We start from the raw sequence: 15,555 nt of genomic DNA, 5'->3' as shown, positions 1-15,555 counted from the left end.
CTCACGACGACCAACTGACCGAGGACATACCTATTTCTGCCATGCAGCGCGTTGGGAGAGGACAGAGCGGCAAACGCCGCCAAACTTTCGGCAAGGTTTGCGAGCCCGGGCAGACATGGCATCCGTGTGCACCAACCAGGTGGCCATGACTGGAGCCCGGTGAGTAGGTCCGGCGGTTGTGAGGGTTTCGATGCGCCAGAATGGGTGCAGGAGGAGACGATCACACCATGTCACGACGTCGGCACACGCCCGAGCAGATCATCCGCAAACTGCGCGAGGGCGAGAAGCTGCTGGGCCAGCAGTTCTCGGTCGAGGACGTGTGCAAGCACCTCGAGATTTCCGACGCGACCTGGCATCGCTGGCAGAACCAGTACGGCGGCATGAAATCCGACGACGCCAAGCGGCTCAAGGAGCTCGAACGTGAGAACGCGCGGTTGAAGAAGATGGTTGCCGACCAGGCCCTCGATATCGACATGCTCAAGGAGATCTCCCGGGGAAAGTTCTGACCCCCGACCGTCGTCGCAGAGCTGTTGTGGCACTGCGGGATCGGTTCGGGGTGTCGGAACGACGCGCCTGCACGGTGGCCGGCCAGGCACGGTCGGTGCAGCGGCGGCCACCGTCGGTCGCCGAGACCGACCAGGTGTTGCGGGACCGGTTGCGAGCGATCTCGCGCCGATACCCGCGGTGGGGCTAGCGCAAGGCGCATGCGATCTGTCGCGCTGAAGGGTTGGTCACCAATCGCAAACGAACGCAACAACTCTGACGGGAGGAAAGACTCAAACGCCCGACTCGGGTGCGCAAGAATCGCCGGATCGGGCCCGGCCGCCATCAACGGTTGCGGGCGTCGAGGCCGGATCAGATGTGGGCGTTGGACTTCCAGGTCGATACCACCGTCGACGGTCGCCAGATCCGTTTTCTCAACATCGTCGACGAGTTCACCCGGGAAGCCTTGGCCGTCAGCGCGTTCCGTTCCTGCACCGCCGATACGTTGATCGGGGTCCCCGACGAGATCATCGCCGCGACCGGGTGCAAACCCGCCCACATTCGCATGGACAACGGCACCGAGATGACCGCCCACGCCATGCGGGACTGGTGTCGGTTCACCGGCGTCGATGCGGCGTTCATCGACCCGGGATCGCCATGGCAGAACGGGATCTGCGAATCGTTGCACGGGCGATTCCGCGACGAATTCCTGTCCTGCGAGCAATTCGGATCGCTCACCGAGGCGCAGGTCCTTGCCGAGTACTGGCGCATCGAGTACAACACTTACCGACCCCACGGATCACTGGGCTTCCTGAGCCCCACGGCTTTCCATGAGCAATGGTCACCGACCGAGTTCCACCAACCACTGCAACTCGCATGATCGGTGGACCCGCCATCGGGGCCCAGTCAGCCAGGGTTGGCCCTACCAAGGTACGGTTCGACCTTTCGACACCTATCCGCGCTGTCTCATGAGACACACAGATCAGGGGCTCTCGGTGCTGGTTACCTCGCCAATTTCGGCGTTGACAACCTGCGATTCCTTACCCCGTCAAGGTCGACGACATCCTCACCGTAACCCTCACCGCGAAGGCCATCACGCCCTGGGCCACCGCCGACTACGGTGAAGTCCGCTGGGACACCGTGGTGACGAATCAGAATGCCGAACCCGTCGCAAGCTACGACGTACTCACCCTCGTGGCGAAGTCATGACCTACCGCATCGCCATCTGCTACGGCCGCCCGGTGGACCCCGCGGCCTTCGACGTGTACTACGCCGAAACCCATGTCCCGCTGGCTCGGAAGATCCCCGGGCTCTCCGCATTCACCTGGGGCCTCTGCTCCGCACCCGGTAGCGGCGAACCGCCGTACTACATGGTTGCGAGCCTGGACTTCCCGACGGCCGAGGCACTCGATCAGGCAATGGCCTCAATCGAAATGAAGGCCGCCGGCCGCGATGTCCGTAACTTCGCCACCGGCGGTGTCACCATGTTCACCCAATTCGAGCAATCAGGACCGATTCCCTGATCCGCACGCCACACGGCGGGCAGGAGACCCAGGCGCCGTGCCCGCCGGTTCCTGGTGTGCGGGGCCGCGCCGCGTTCGCGGTTGCCGGCGACCAGCAGCGTGCGGGGCAGGCCGGAGCGGGACGAGACCTCGCGTAGCGGACGGGAACTTGTTGTGGTGTTCCGCCCGTGAACATTTCGGCGGCTTCGCGGCTGCCGACGTGGTTGTTGTTCCACAACCAGGTCATATCGGTGCCAGGGTAGAGGCTGACAACCGACGCCGAGACTTGCGGTCATTGCCGCAGCCGGAGGCGAAGTCCACGATGCCGCTCCTGTATCCCGCGCTCATTGCCAGCATGCCGCCCGCGAACATGCCGCCAACCGAGACGCGGGATGGGTAGACACCGAAATGCAAAGCATTGTCCTGCACCCGGCCGACGGCACTGGAGATGCCCTGAGGTACGCAATCTCAGGTGGGCTGCTCGGCGGCGGCGAGGCTGTAGTCGATGGCGAACACCGTGATAACGCGCTCGGCCAGCCTGCGCCCCAGGCCGCGCAAGTCCTACTAGTCGAAGGTGTGGAAGCCGCCCGCATGCGCCAGCACGATGGCGGGAGGCGGTGCGCTGGAACGGTGTCCGGGCAGGTAGACGTCGATGCGCAGCGTTTGGCGGCCCGGTGCGGCATAGGTTTCCACACGGTCGGGCGCGGGCAGACGGCGTCGCGACCGCCCTGCGTGCCGCGATCGATGCCACCAGCATGGACGGGCACCTCCACCAATGTCAGCGTGGAACGCGAGGACGTCACGCTGCCGGTGTTCGCAATGTACGAGCGCTGCTGTACGTTCCATACCGGCCGCGCGCAGGTCCGCCCTGCCATTCCGGCGGTTCTGGACCTCGTTGCCACCGGCAGGTTCGATCCCTCGATCGTTACCACCCGCGCTGCGGCCCGGACGACTCCATCGGTGCCCTGCTCGACACCGATAAAACTGGTTGTGACCCACTGACTTCCAATCGGCGCGTCGGGCGCAAGGTTACTCCGGTACCCGGCGCCCGTCCGCTGCCGCGATTCACTCGCCGGGATCGACCAGGCACAGAATCGTCGGATCGGGTTTCGGGTAGACGACCGCGTTGTGGGCGTCGGTCGCGTCGCCGCACGCCGTCGGGTCGATGGAGCCCTTGATGATTCGGCCGATCTTGAAATACGTCAGTTGGGCCTGGCGCCCACTCTGCGCCGCGGCAGTGCCGCAGTCGACCGGCTGCGCCGAGTTGTCGAGGCTGTTCTGGGCCACGCATTCACCCTCGCGCACCTGCAATTCCAGGCACAAAGTGGTGTTGCGCATGCCGCCGATGGAGCGCACGGTGTCGTAATCGGTACCGGGACACGAGCCGCCACCCGGATCCTTCAGCACCACGCCGACACGGTAGATCGTCGTCGGGTCATCACAGGACACCGACGTCACGTCGACCATGGCGGGCCCGCCGCTGACCTTCACACAGTCGCCCGCGGATACCTTCCGCAGCGGATCACGCCCACTGTCTCGAACATGGCCATGATCGGTGACGTGCTGCCAGCCGTACACGACAGCAATCGACAGCGCCAGGCCGACCAGACCGCCGACCCCACCCAGCCACCTCCGGTGTCGCCTCGGTGGCTGCGGCGGCCACGGGGGCGGATAGCCGGTGACAGGCTGCTGCGTCACAGGCCCATAGCCCTGCGGCGCGCGATGATCGGACGAACTGGTCATGAAAAGCCTTCCTGCTCACTGATTGTGGATTGCATGAGCGCGAGCGGAATCCGTCGCGAAACCCGCGCTAGCACCATGAGTTTTACCTACCATTAGGTAAAATTCAAGGTATCCAGGACCGGTGAACCACATGCGGGAGCTGCCTGAACACTTGCTCGACAGTGCCGGCCTCGAAGCCGCTCCCCCGAGCCGCGAGATACCCGTCCGGTCGAACGAGGATCCAGTCCCCGGCCCGGCCGCGGCGTTCGACCGACCTGCCGGTCGGCGTCGTGGATGGCAGCCGAATCGGCCTACCGGTCCGGCGTATCGCGTGCACGCGCATCCAGCCGGGCGCGGCGTCGGGTTCGGCAGGGCCTAAACGAGCAGATGTCAGGCCGGATCACGCAATGCCGCGCGCAGTCTCGTCCGGCCGGGGTTGTCGGCCTGTCCCGCGTCGAGACTCTCAAGGCTGAACTCGGCAGCGAGGCCACCGGACAGCTGCGAGCCACGCTGATCCGCCCCTGACCGAAAGCCGACAGTAAAAATCTCGTCGAGACCGGCGAGAGATTCGGTTACGGAGCGTCGGATTCCAGACGCGCGTCGATGGATTCGATGCTCTCGCCCCGGCCGCGCGGGCGAAAGGTCACACCCACGAGACCGGACATCGCTGTGACGACGACCATCACGGCCACCAGGACAGCGAAGCCGCGGTGCAGCAGGATCGGCACGAAGACCAGCATCATGGCCGAAGCGATACGAGCGAGACCGAAGCTGAGGCCGATCGCCGTGCTGCGCAATCGCGTCGGGAAACACTCCTGGCACCACAGCTTGTAGTGCGCCTCACCGGCCAGGGTATTGCCGATGCCATAGGCGATGAACGCGGCGACGAGCACGGGCGCGCCGGTGTCCACCACGAGCAGCACAGCCCACGACAAGGTTTGTGTCACCGCGCCCGCGACGAAAACCGGTGTCCGCGCCCGGGTGTCCATCAGCGGCATCATCGCCAGCACCGTGACCGCGATGAGCGGGACCACCAGCAGCGAGGCCGTCAGCGCTCGGGACGAGTCGAGATGGCCCACGGTCTCGAGCGCATAGAGGCCGAAGGATCCGTAGAAATTGGTGCCGAGGGTGACAGTGACATAGAAGGCGAGCAAAAAGATACTGCCGCGCCTCAGATTCGGCGCGAGCAGCTCCCGGGGGCTGCTGTCCGACGGTTGCCAACGCAGGGATTCGACCATGCGCCGCCGTAGCAGCCAAGTGATCAGCGCGAGCGCCAGCAGGTGCGCGAAGATCGCGCGCGGCAGCTGATCACCGAGCCGGGAACCGGACAATTCCAGCCCAATTACGGCCAAAGGTCCCAGTGCCCACAGCAATTGGGTGAAAGTCACCAGCCGCCCCCGCTCCGACGCCGGAGCATTCTCGCCGACCAGCGCCAGCGCCGCGGGTACATCCGCGCCGATTGCCAGACCCACGGTCACCACGCCGACGAACAACATGACCGGGTGGACGGCCAGCACCAGCCACAGCAGCCCGACAATATACACCAACAGGTCCACGGCGTAGACCCGTTTGCGGCCGTAGCGGTCGCCGATCCGCCCACCCGCGATGGATCCGAGACCGATACAGACGGTCAGCGCGGCGGAAAGAAAACCCAACTGCCACTCCGACATTCGAAAACTCGACTGCCAATGCGAAAGCGCCGCGGACACGGCGATGATGGTGCCGGCGTCCAGATAAGACGCCATGCCCGCCAATGCCGCCAGCGACCAGGGCCGCGCCACGGCGACATGAGCGGTGGTCGCGGTCATCGGCGAGCGAGCCAGGTAGCAGACTGCCCATCCAGGACGGCTGCCAGATCACCCAGCGCGACACTATAATCGGCCACGTGCAGGCCGAGTTGCGTGTCGCCGGCAGTGCCGAGGACGGCATCGAGATCGCCGCCGATCTCCAGCCACGCGGCTGAGCCATCACTACCCGGACCGTAGCGGCAGGTGGCCGTCAGCACGTCGGGATAGCGAGTGAAACCCGTTGCGGTGCTCGGCACCCGGTAGTCGCGCAGCACCACCGTCAGGTGCCCGGCGGGCGCGATATCGGTGCCCTGCAGCAGATTCCGCGTCGGCATGACCGTGTCAAGTGGGGTGCGCCCGGCCGGATCGGCGGCTCGGCGCAGCGCGGCCGGATCGACGCACGCGATGCGATGGCCAGGGGCCGCGCTCCAGACCAGACTCTTCGACCCCGGCTCGTGCCCCGCAGCGTAGGCGGAATAGGCGATGACACATCCGGCCGGAACGGGTGCGCTCGCGCCGCACAGCGGCAGGTGCTGGAAGGTGGAGTCCGGGTCCGCGCCGCCGCCGGTTGGACGGTCGTCGGGCACCTGCACCCTTCCGCCCAGTAGCACGGCGCTGACCAGTTGTGCAGTGGTGTCGGGCCGCCCGTCGATCCGGTCGCGGATCAGCTGTTCCAGCGCCACGCTGCCTTGCGAATGGCCGAGCAGGATAACCCCGCGCCGGTCGCCGCCCGGCCCGACATTGTCGTGGGCCCAGTAGTCGTCCCACGCCGCGAGCACGTCAGCGAATCCGGGTCCGGCGTAGCCGTCGGAGCCGGTGACCACATGCTGAGCCAGCTGCGGCAGGGTGTCCTGCCGGTAGAGCGGGGCGAACATGCGGCAGCGACCGAGCAGCGGCCCCACCTGTGCGAGCAATACCGCGAGTTCCTCGGCCCGAGGCTGCGGCCGATCTCCGTGCACAGGGTTGGGCACCAGGTCCACCGTGGGATAGACGTAGAAGCAGTCCACACCCGGAAGTGCTGAGGCGGTACCGCTTTCGTCATCGGAGTCGCTGTGACCGGCAGTGGTGACGGACAGTACGGCTCGGCTGCCATCCGGATAGCGTGCCAGCCCGGGCTGGGCCCCGGGCCTGCCGTCGGCATCCTGGTCACAGGGATCGAGTGCCATGCCGGGTTTGCACAGCCACACCGTCCCGGTCGTGGTGTCGGGCGGGGCGGCCGCGGCCATCCCCGATACCGAGCCGACCGCGAGCGCGGCCGCCGTGATCATGTGGATCACGTGTTTCATCGGATACTCCAGAAGATTTCAGAAGCGCGCGCTGAACTTTCCGGCAGCGTGCGGGGTCGCCGTACCCGACCTGTCGACGATCTCCACCGGAACCGGCGAGTCGACCACGACACGGTTGCCGTCGATCTCCACTGACACGACGCCGTACGGCGTCGGCGCGGCACCCGCCGCCGCGGTCAGCACGCCGGGGCGCGGCGCGATGCGAGCCCGCGTGAATCCGGGTTCGGCCGGTGTGATCCCGAGGGTGTAGCAGACCAGATCACGGGTGGGCGTGGCCGACCAGCCGTGACAGTAGGATCCGCCTTCCCAGCACTCCCGAAACGCGGTCGGGGCATCGGCGCGCAGGCGATCCCAGTCCAGGCACAGTTCCACGATCCGGTCGGCCGCACCCAATCGTGCAATGGCGTCGTGCACGACATAGCGGAAGAACGGCTGCGCCCCGACCACCGAACGCTCTGTGTCCCAATCGGGTTCGGGTCGCACGGACACCGGCTGACCGGCGCTGGGTCCCAACGCGTCGCCACCGTGATCGGCCAGTGGGCTGGCGGTGAACATGGCCGATCGGTCCAGCAGCAGCCGCAAGATCTCCGGCTTGCGTTCGGGCGGGACGAGATCCGCGCAGACCGCCGCGGCCGCGACGTGCTCGCTCACCGATGTGCCACGGCGGCCGACGACCAGATTGTCGCGATAGGCGCGGCGCCCCGGGTCCCAGAAGGACTCGAACCCGCGGAGCAGGCGATCGTGGAAGGCGGCCGCCCAGGTTGCCCGGCCATGATCACCAACCCAGCGTGCCATCTCGGCGAAATCCCGCAATCCGCGTGCCAGCAGCGCATTCAGTGCCGCGCTCGCGCCCGATACCTGCACCGGCGACCAGTCGATGAGGACCCACCCGGGCACCTCCTCCACGAGACCGGCAGGGCCGCAATAGGGTTCGAAATAGCGCAGAATTCCTTCGGCGGCGGACAACAGACCGCCGACCAGTTCCCGATCGCCGGTGTAGCGAAACAGGTTGTGCACGGACCGAATCCAGTGCAGCGACCAGTCCGGAATCGTCGGCACCTGCGTGGTCGCGAAATCACCGGCTACCACCATGGGCAGCAGGCCGTCTGCGCGCGGCTGTGCCGCCAGCTGCGGGTTCCATCGAGCCAGCCGCCAATCCTGGTTGGCGATCAGATCGACGGACTGATGCACCACGGCATCCCCGGTCCAGGACCGCTGTTCCCTTGTCGGGCAGTCGATGTAGGCATCGTGGGAGGTCAGGTCCACGGTGCGAAGACCCGTGCGGTAGACGGCGTCGAGGCGTGGGTCACTGGAGTCGAACGGGGCGACCGGGTCCCGAGGGCGCAGTAGTTCACGGATCCGGAGCGCGACCGGCGTCGTCGCGTCCTCCAGTGCGAGAACAAGGTAGCGTCCACCGACCGAGTCAGCCGAAAAATAGGTGTCAGCCGAGCCGCGGGCCACGTACCGGAATACCGGCGCACTGTCGAGCGCGGCCACTGTGGGCACCTCGACCAGCGCGCCGTCGATGACCTGACCGCGGGCTGCCTCGAAATGCAGTTCCAACCTGCCGCTGACGATCATCGCAAAATCGGCGACCAGCAGCGCGCGATCGCCGGCCACCCCGCCCAGGGCCGCGACCAGAGCGGCGCGTGGATCATCGCCGGAAGGCGGGGCCGCCCTCTTGTCCATGACTGTCGCAGTGCGAATTTCACCGGTCAGAGCCGGAATAGGCCTGGGCCGCAGTACGCCCCACGGCTCGGTGGGCGGCCGCGTCACACCGCGCGGGCCCACCACCGAGTACTCGGCCAGCACTCGCGCGTACGACCAGGACGAATCATCGAAATCCGGTGCCATCCAACGTGGTTCGAGTAGCCGGGCATCGAGGTTCTCGGGCAGCTGGGTCAACAGCATGTCAGTCGGATGACCGGGGCGCCATGCGTCGCCGGGTGCGAACCGCCACGAGGGGTCGGTCGCGATGATCTCCTCGTCGAGCCGGATCTCCGCCACCATGGCGCCGCCACCCATCGTGAAGCTCGGTGGCGACGGCTCCCACCATGGCACCGAATATCCGTAGAAGCGGGCGAGTACCGCGACCGTGTTGCCGCCCTCGCGCAGTGCGTGGCGAATGTCGTATTCGTCGAAGCACAGCTGGCGCGGCCCGTGCCGCACCGGCCCCACACCGATGTCGATTCCGTTGACGTACAACCGATACCGGGAATCGGCGGTGATTCGCACCGTGGCCCGGGCGGGCACGCTCGCCAGTTCGAAGCCACGCCGGAACAGCACCCGCTGGTCGAAGCGACTCGGGTCCAGGGATCCGTACGGCTGCGCCCGACTGGCTCCACCCAGTGCCGGGCGATCGGACCAGATCCACTGTCCGATCCAAGTATCTCGCGTGGTCGCCACATTCAGAGTTTTACTTACCACTCGGTAAAACTCAAGAGGGTGTTGTAAGAAGAACCCATGAAACCGCAGCCGACAGCGCCACGCCGACGAGGCCGCAAGGAACGCGCCGACGGCCGTTCCCGCCGCGAAGAGCTGCTCCAAGCCGCGGCCACCCTTTTCGCTGAGCACGGCTACCACGACACCAGCCTCGCCGACGTGGCGATGCGCGTCGGCGTCACCCAGCAGGCCCTGCTCTACTACTTCGGCAGCAAGGTCGGCCTGCTGCACGCGGTGATCGACGCCCGCGACGACGAAAGCCTCCGATTCGCCGAGGAACTCGCCGCCCTGGGCGGCGTCCGCGCCCTGGACAAACTGCCCGACTTCGCCCGCCGCAATATCGCCGACCCCAACCTGGCGCGCCTGTTCGCCGTTCTGCTCGCAGAAAACCTCAACTCCGGCGACCTGGCCCACGACCACTTCGTCCAGCGCTACCGCAACCTGCGCGCCGTCGTCGCCGCACTCGTCGAACAGGGCCAGCGCACCGGCGACTTCTCCCCCACCATCGACCCGGCCGTCAAAGCGATCGAAATAGTCGCCTTCATCGAGGGCGTCAATACCCAATGGCTACTCGACCCCGACTCGATCGACCTGCAAGCCGTCACCGACTCCTTCACCAGCGACCTGATCCGCACCCTCACGGCCAATTAGCCCGTAGGGCAACCCCATTCGAGGCATTGAAAACCGGCCGAGACGATCAGTCCGGACTCCGCGGCCCGCTCGACACCGAGCGGACCGCTCCCCTGGCCGTGACGCCTGGGCTGGTCGCTTCAGTCCAGTGTCTGGCCAAGGTACCGCAACAGTCGGTGATAGCAGGGCCATCGGATGCCGCAGACGACTCCGGGCCGAATGCCGCAGACGACTCCGGACCGTATCCGCCGGGCCTCCGATAAAGATTCAGATCGATCGTTGCAGGATGTTCAGCAATTCGTCGCAGAGCTTCTCGTCGATCCGCCCCCTGACCGGTGGCGACGGCGAGATCTGCAGTGTGGACGGCGACTTCGATCAGGTCGAACAGTCGCGAAGGATCCCAGCACCTCGCCGTGTCAACAGCATGCCAATTCTGGATCTGGCACGGTTTGCGTGATTGACCCGACCTGGATTGCGAACGGGCGCTTGATGATCGATCATGTGGCCGGTGTTCTGATCTTGGACCGATAGCGGTCCTGTTCCCGCATCTGGATGGGCTGAGGATCGACGGTGTGGACTCGATAGGGGTCCGGGTGCGAATCGACGCGAGGACGGGTGGCGAACCAGCCGCGTGCCCAGGGTGCGGCACGTTGTCTCGCCGAGTCCACAGTCGCTACGGACGCCGATTGTCCGACACCGCGATCACCGGGCGGGAGGTGGTGATCCGGTTGCGGGTAAGGCGGCTGTTCTGCGACAACTCCGACTGTGGGAGAAGGACTTTCGCTGAACAGGTGCCACTGCTGGCGGCGCGGTATGCCCGGCGCACCGCCATCTTGCAACGCCTGCTGTGTGCGGTCGCGCTGGCCTTGGGTGGTCGTCCGGGCGCCCGGATGACACGGCACCTGGCAGCCACGGTCAGCCGGATGACGCTGCTGCGGCAGATCCGCGCGCTGCCCGATCCGGATCGGGTGACCCCGCGTGTGCTCGGCGTCGACGACTTCGCCCTACGTTCCGGGCACCACTACGCAACGATCCTGATCGACATCGAGACCCGGCGACCCGTCGACATGCTCGGCGACCGGACCGCCGCAACCCTGGCCGCCTGGCTGCGTGCGCATCCCGGCGTCGAGATCGTCTGTCGCGACCGCGCCGGCGCCTACGCCGAGGGCATCGCGGACGGAGCGCCCGACGCTGTGCAGGTCGCGGACCGCTGGCACATCTGGCACAACCTCGGTGAGGCGGTCGAGCGCGTCGTGGCCCGATACAGTAACTGCCTCGACACCATCTCTGACGCCGAACGCGACACCGATCCAGCGGGCACGGACCGCCAGGAGATCGCGGTCATTGCCGAAGTGGTTGCGCCACCGGCGGACCGGATGGACAAGTGGGCCGTGCGGACCCGCGAACGTTACGCCGCGGTCCACACACTTCTTGCCGACGGCGTGAGCATGCGGTCGATCGGCGCCCAGCTCGGGCTTGCTCGGGGAACCGTTCGGCGCTTCGCGCCTGCCGCCAACGTCGAGGAGTTGCTGGTCAACACTGGCACCGGGCAGCGCCGGAGTCTGCTCGAGGAGTTCAAGCCCTACTCGCATCGCAGATGGAACGAGGGCTGCACCAACGCCACCGAGCTGTTCCACGAGATCAACGCCCCCGGCTACCGCGGCGGACCGAAGATTGTCATGAGTTACCTTCATCAATTCCGGGCGACGGGCCACATTCCTCGCGCTGTCCGCAAGCCGCCGTCGGTGCGTCGTGTCGTGAACTGGCTCATGAGCGACCCCACCAGCCTCGATCCCGATGATCAGCAGCGGCTCGATGCGATCCTCACCTCGAGGAGCCCCGAACTCACCGGCCTGGCCGGTCACATCCGGGCCTTCGCAACGATGATGCGCCAGCGACGCGGCCGTGAACTGGAGCAATGGATGAAGGCCGTCGACGCCGACGACCTGCCGGCCCTGCACTCATTCGTCCGTGGCCTACGCCGCGACTTCGATGCGGTGACAGCCGGCCTGACCCTGCCCTGGAGCAGTGGACCGGTCGAAGGGCATGTCAACCGCATCAAGATGATCAAGCGCCAGATGTTCGGGCGCGCGAAACCAGACCTTCTTCGGAAGCGAATCCTGTTGAGCGACTGAGCAACCCGGACCGGCCAAATCAAGAAATTTTTGCCAGATGCAAGATTCAGCCGGGGTTGACACCCCCGCCATCCATTGCCGATGAAATCGCGAGCAGGACAACCACACCAACGATCAAACCGACATAGGGCATACCGATATCACTCCACGATCGCACCCACGGTCAACAGTTCGCGGATGAGCTTGGTTCGGCTTGAAGAGCTCGAGCTGCAGGTAGTCACGGGGGACGGGATGTCCACGAGACCATATAATCGGGCTGCTCTAATTGACTGCGGTGTTAGAACTCCTAACAAAGTGAGAGGTTGTTCAGTCGGCGCCAGCAGATGATGCCGCAGGCCAGGCTGAGGAAGGCTTCGTGGATGTCGTCGCGGATCTCCCAGCGGATACGCAGTCGTCGGAACCAGTGCAGCAGCGCAAAAGACTGTTCGACCACCCAGCGGTGCACCCCCAGCCCGGAGCCGTGTTCGATACCACGGCGGGCGGGCAATGAACGGAGTTATTCCCTTGTCACGCACCAGCTTGCGGTACTTGTCGTGGTCGTAACCGCGGTCGGCGTAGAGGGTGTCCGGGCGTCGGCGAGGACGCCCGCGTCGGCCGCGGACCGACGGGATCGCCTCGATCAAAGCCATGAGCTCGGTGACGTCGTTGCGGTTGCCGCCGGTCAACGTGACCGCCAGCGGGATGCCGTGCCCTTCGGTGATCAGATGGTGTTTCGAGCCTGTTCGGGCACGGTCGACCGGGCTCGGTCCGGTTTTGGGCCGCCTTTGAGCGCTCGAATGTGGGAGCCGTCGACCACCGCCCTCGACCAATCCAACGCCCCCGCGGCGTTCAACTCGGCCAGCAGTGTTTCGTGCAGCCGCTGCCAGACCCCGGCCGCGTGCCAGTCCCGCAGCCGCCGCCAGCAGGTCATGCCCGACCCGTATCCCAGCTCCTGGGGCAGGAACTCCCACGGAATGCCGGTGTAGAGCACGAACAAGATGCCGCACAAGACTTTTCGGTCGTCGAGGCGCTTGCGGCCGGGATGTTGTGTCTTGCGGGGGACCACCGGCAGCAGGGGTGCGATCCGCGCCCACAACCCATCATCGATCTCCCAGGGCCTACGTTGCGCCGTCGCGCACCTCCACTCACAAGCAACACAGAGGGAACACCAACCAGCCCAGCATCATTCCCCCCACTAGCCCCATTCTGTTAGGAGTTCTTAGTCCAAATTCAGCGCCTGCGCGTGCTTTCCCGGAGTACCGGGCGCCCGACGACCACCGAACCCGCCCAGCAACTGTTGCCGCGCGGGTCCAGCGTCCCCAGCGGGACCCGCCGGATCGCTCCGGCTACTTGGCCGGGGCGAACGGCTGGTTGATGGTCGTGAAGTATTGCGCGGCAGCCAGAATCGCGACAGGAGCAGTGATGAACAGCTGGCCGGCGGTCGTGCCGAGGAAGCCGATAGCGGCCATACCGCCGAGGCAGCCGAGCACTGCGGCCGGCACCAGCGGGCCGAACAGGCCGACGATTACCGCCGCGGCGGCTCCGGCGCCGACTACGCCGCCGAGCGCACAGCCTACGGCCGCGCCACCCATACCACCGACCAGGGTGCCGATGGTGGCGCCCATGATGATGGTGCTGGTCATCCGGTTCCAGGCAGCCTGCTCCCGGTCGTAGTCCTTTTTCCACGGCGCACTGTTCTCGAACGGCAGCGCGACCGGTTGGTACGACGCGTGCGCGAGGTCGAGTTGCGGGGTGAGGGTCGCGACCCGGTCGTGGATGTCGGCCGCGATCGGGAATACGAAATCGTCCACGCGGAAGGACAATTCGGTACCGGCCACGATCGTGCCGTCTGCCCCCTTGATCTTGAACTCGCCATTCTCGACCACCAGCGATCCCGCATCGGTCCGGATGACCACGTCCTTGTCGCTGTTGGTGGCGGTGTAGTCGATGACACCGGTGTCGCTCGCTGTGGGCGCGGCGTCGGCAGTCCCGGCGGTCATGGCCAGCGTCGCGGCAAGTAGCGCCGACGTCGCGATGATCTTCCTCATCAGATGTTCGTTCTTTCTTCTCGAATCCCCGAGCCGGATGCTCGCGGTTTTTCCCGACCGCACCCATGCCGCTGCCCGAGCAGCGACGTCGATCTCGGTGCCCGTCCGGACAACTTCGGGTGAGCTTGTGCGTTACCGAATTTCGGCGAGTTCCGGTTCGTTCGCGTTCAGGTCGAGCCGGAACCGCCGCAGCAGCAACGCGGCGGTTCCACCGAAACCGGTGCACAGTCCCCGCCACACGCCATCACCGCGCAAGCCGAGATAGTGGGCGAACAGCACCATGGCGGGAATGCCGATAGCCCAGTACCCGACGAGCGTGTTACGCAGTCCGGACTTGGTATTGCCCAGTCCGCGTAGCAGTCCCACACACACGTTCTGCGCACCCTTGAGGTACTGGTAGGCAATTGCGAACCACAGCAGTCCGGAGGCCGCGGCGACTACGTCTGCGCCGTCGCTCTTGTGCAGGAACGGTGTCAGCACCGCGTGCGGCGCCACGATGTAGATCAGCCCGTAGACCATCATCGCGGCCACGCTGGTGGTGAGCACCCGGCCCGCGATGACGCCTGCCGCGGCGCGGTCACCGTGTCCGATCGATCGGCTGATGAGGATCGAAGAACCTTGAGACAGGCCTATATTCAGCTGATACGCAATGGTCGAACAGGTCGCGAACAATCCCAGCACCTCGCCGCACCGTTGTACTGGGCCGTCTACGGGAAACGGGCGATCTGCTCAACCAGTTCGAGATCGTCAAGGTTTTCGAAGCAGTGCCAGGCGTAGGGGGCTGCTATCGATGGCAACGGAACTCGGAAATGATTGGTCTCGCATGCCCGCCACTACTTCGGGCAATGTGCGCGAGTCGGTCAGTGCGCGGTGGGGAATCGCTGCGTCAGCCAATTCGTGACGAAGGTCAGCACCTGCGGATCGATGGTCGTCTCGATCTTGGCGTACTCGTCGGGTGTGCCCTTGTCGGCGGGTTGCATCGGGTGATTGAGCCCGTCGAAGACGTGTACGGTCGCATCCGGATCGGCGGCCAGCAGCGTGCGCGCCGGGCCCGCGTTCTGGGCCGCGGGCACCTGGAGATCCTTGCTGCCGTAGAAGGCCAGCACCGGCACCCGCAGCGCCGACAGCGCCGGGGCCGGGTCGTAGCCGACCAGCGCCGCCTCGTATGGCGTCACGAGCCTGTCGATCTCCGCATCGGACAGCTTCTTGTCGGCGGGCAGAGAGTCATTGCGCTGTCGCACATAGGTTTTGGCGGCCTCCAGATCCCCGGAGCGCAGCAGGGTCGACAGGGCGGAGTAGAACGCCACCTGCTGATCGACCTGCTCCGCGGTGGCGCCCTCCGCGGTGAGGATCAGCCGAGTCTGTTCCACCAGCACATCCCAGCCCGGCACCGCCGGCCCCGCCATCATGATCACGAACGCCACTCCGCTGTCCGGCCGCATGGTATACAGCGGCGCGAGATACCCGCCCTCGCTGTGCCCGAGCAGGCCGATCCGCTTGGCGTCGATCTCCGGCCGCCCGTGCAGGAAGGCCATTCCGGC

The 15,555-nt window shown here is 66.0% G+C and carries 13 protein-coding genes and 3 pseudogenes; 7 read left to right on the top strand and 9 right to left on the bottom strand.

Annotated features, from left to right (window positions below; genetic code table 11):
• The first annotated feature begins 227 nt into the window (after nt 1-227).
• From ACWEQQ_RS42795 to ACWEQQ_RS42785, 3 genes and pseudogenes are all read left to right on the top strand, one after another.
• Nucleotides 228-1,363, top strand: a pseudogene (locus ACWEQQ_RS42795) (IS3 family transposase).
• 126 nt (nt 1,364-1,489) lie between these two features.
• Nucleotides 1,490-1,692 (top strand): annotated as a pseudogene (locus ACWEQQ_RS42790) (hypothetical protein); the annotation flags it as partial.
• Nucleotides 1,689-2,006: an EthD family reductase gene (locus ACWEQQ_RS42785; RefSeq protein WP_452352254.1), complete on the top strand. Its 318-nt coding sequence runs from the start codon at nt 1,689-1,691 to the stop codon at nt 2,004-2,006. The pseudogene ACWEQQ_RS42790 and the gene ACWEQQ_RS42785, both read left to right, overlap by 4 nt.
• A gap of 543 nt (nt 2,007-2,549) precedes the next feature.
• Here the strand turns inward: ACWEQQ_RS42785 and ACWEQQ_RS42780 are convergent.
• Complete coding sequence (locus tag ACWEQQ_RS42780) at nt 2,550-2,678, bottom strand: hypothetical protein (protein ID WP_452352253.1); 129 nt, start codon at nt 2,676-2,678, stop codon at nt 2,550-2,552.
• A gap of 90 nt (nt 2,679-2,768) precedes the next feature.
• Here ACWEQQ_RS42780 and ACWEQQ_RS42775 point away from each other — a divergent pair, with 90 nt between their 5' ends.
• Nucleotides 2,769-2,987: a hypothetical protein gene (locus ACWEQQ_RS42775; RefSeq protein ID WP_452352252.1), complete on the top strand. Its 219-nt coding sequence runs from the start codon at nt 2,769-2,771 to the stop codon at nt 2,985-2,987.
• 63 nt (nt 2,988-3,050) lie between these two features.
• Here ACWEQQ_RS42775 and ACWEQQ_RS42770 read toward each other — a convergent pair whose 3' ends face one another.
• The 4 genes from ACWEQQ_RS42770 to ACWEQQ_RS42755 form a co-directional block, all read right to left on the bottom strand.
• A complete protein-coding gene (locus ACWEQQ_RS42770; RefSeq protein WP_452352251.1) occupies nt 3,051-3,728 on the bottom strand; it encodes an LppU/SCO3897 family protein in 678 nt (225 codons plus the stop codon).
• Between the two features lie 551 nt (nt 3,729-4,279).
• Nucleotides 4,280-5,515 (bottom strand): MFS transporter, encoded by a 1,236-nt coding sequence (locus tag ACWEQQ_RS42765; RefSeq protein ID WP_452352250.1) that lies wholly within the window; start codon nt 5,513-5,515, stop codon nt 4,280-4,282.
• Nucleotides 5,512-6,780 carry a DUF3089 domain-containing protein gene (locus ACWEQQ_RS42760; RefSeq protein WP_452352249.1) on the bottom strand — a complete coding sequence of 423 codons (1,269 nt, stop codon included), beginning with the start codon at nt 6,778-6,780 and terminating at the stop codon, nt 5,512-5,514. Before ACWEQQ_RS42760 ends, ACWEQQ_RS42765 begins: the two co-directional genes overlap by 4 nt.
• Nucleotides 6,781-6,798: 18 nt before the next feature.
• Nucleotides 6,799-9,186, bottom strand: coding sequence for an alpha-L-rhamnosidase-related protein (locus tag ACWEQQ_RS42755; protein ID WP_452352248.1), 2,388 nt, complete (start codon nt 9,184-9,186; stop codon nt 6,799-6,801).
• 57 nt (nt 9,187-9,243) lie between these two features.
• Here ACWEQQ_RS42755 and ACWEQQ_RS42750 point away from each other — a divergent pair, with 57 nt between their 5' ends.
• The 3 genes from ACWEQQ_RS42750 to ACWEQQ_RS42740 all read left to right on the top strand — a co-directional run bounded on the left by ACWEQQ_RS42750 (nt 9,244) and on the right by ACWEQQ_RS42740 (nt 11,987).
• Nucleotides 9,244-9,873 carry a TetR/AcrR family transcriptional regulator gene (locus ACWEQQ_RS42750; protein WP_452352247.1) on the top strand — a complete coding sequence of 210 codons (630 nt, stop codon included), beginning with the start codon at nt 9,244-9,246 and terminating at the stop codon, nt 9,871-9,873.
• Between the two features lie 265 nt (nt 9,874-10,138).
• Nucleotides 10,139-10,309: a hypothetical protein gene (locus ACWEQQ_RS42745; RefSeq protein WP_452352246.1), complete on the top strand. Its 171-nt coding sequence runs from the start codon at nt 10,139-10,141 to the stop codon at nt 10,307-10,309.
• Nucleotides 10,310-10,379: 70 nt separating this feature from the next.
• Nucleotides 10,380-11,987 (top strand): ISL3 family transposase, encoded by a 1,608-nt coding sequence (locus ACWEQQ_RS42740; RefSeq protein WP_452352293.1) that lies wholly within the window; start codon nt 10,380-10,382, stop codon nt 11,985-11,987.
• 286 nt (nt 11,988-12,273) lie between these two features.
• Here the strand turns inward: ACWEQQ_RS42740 and ACWEQQ_RS42735 are convergent.
• The 4 genes and pseudogenes from ACWEQQ_RS42735 to ACWEQQ_RS42720 form a co-directional block, all read right to left on the bottom strand.
• Nucleotides 12,274-13,074 (bottom strand): annotated as a pseudogene (locus ACWEQQ_RS42735) (IS5 family transposase).
• A 238-nt stretch (nt 13,075-13,312) separates the two neighbouring features.
• Nucleotides 13,313-14,014, bottom strand: coding sequence for a hypothetical protein (locus tag ACWEQQ_RS42730; protein ID WP_452352245.1), 702 nt, complete (start codon nt 14,012-14,014; stop codon nt 13,313-13,315).
• A gap of 132 nt (nt 14,015-14,146) precedes the next feature.
• Entirely contained in the window at nt 14,147-14,695 is a 549-nt protein-coding gene (locus ACWEQQ_RS42725) for an MATE family efflux transporter (protein WP_452352244.1), read from the bottom strand.
• 179 nt (nt 14,696-14,874) lie between these two features.
• On the bottom strand, nt 14,875-15,555 hold a 681-nt coding region (locus ACWEQQ_RS42720; protein ID WP_452352243.1), incomplete at its 5' end, for an alpha/beta hydrolase family protein.

The organism is Nocardia sp. NPDC004123 (assembly GCF_053603795.1).
The sequence above is the reverse complement of the archived record's forward strand: the minus strand, read 5'-3'. Positions and strand labels throughout refer to the sequence as shown.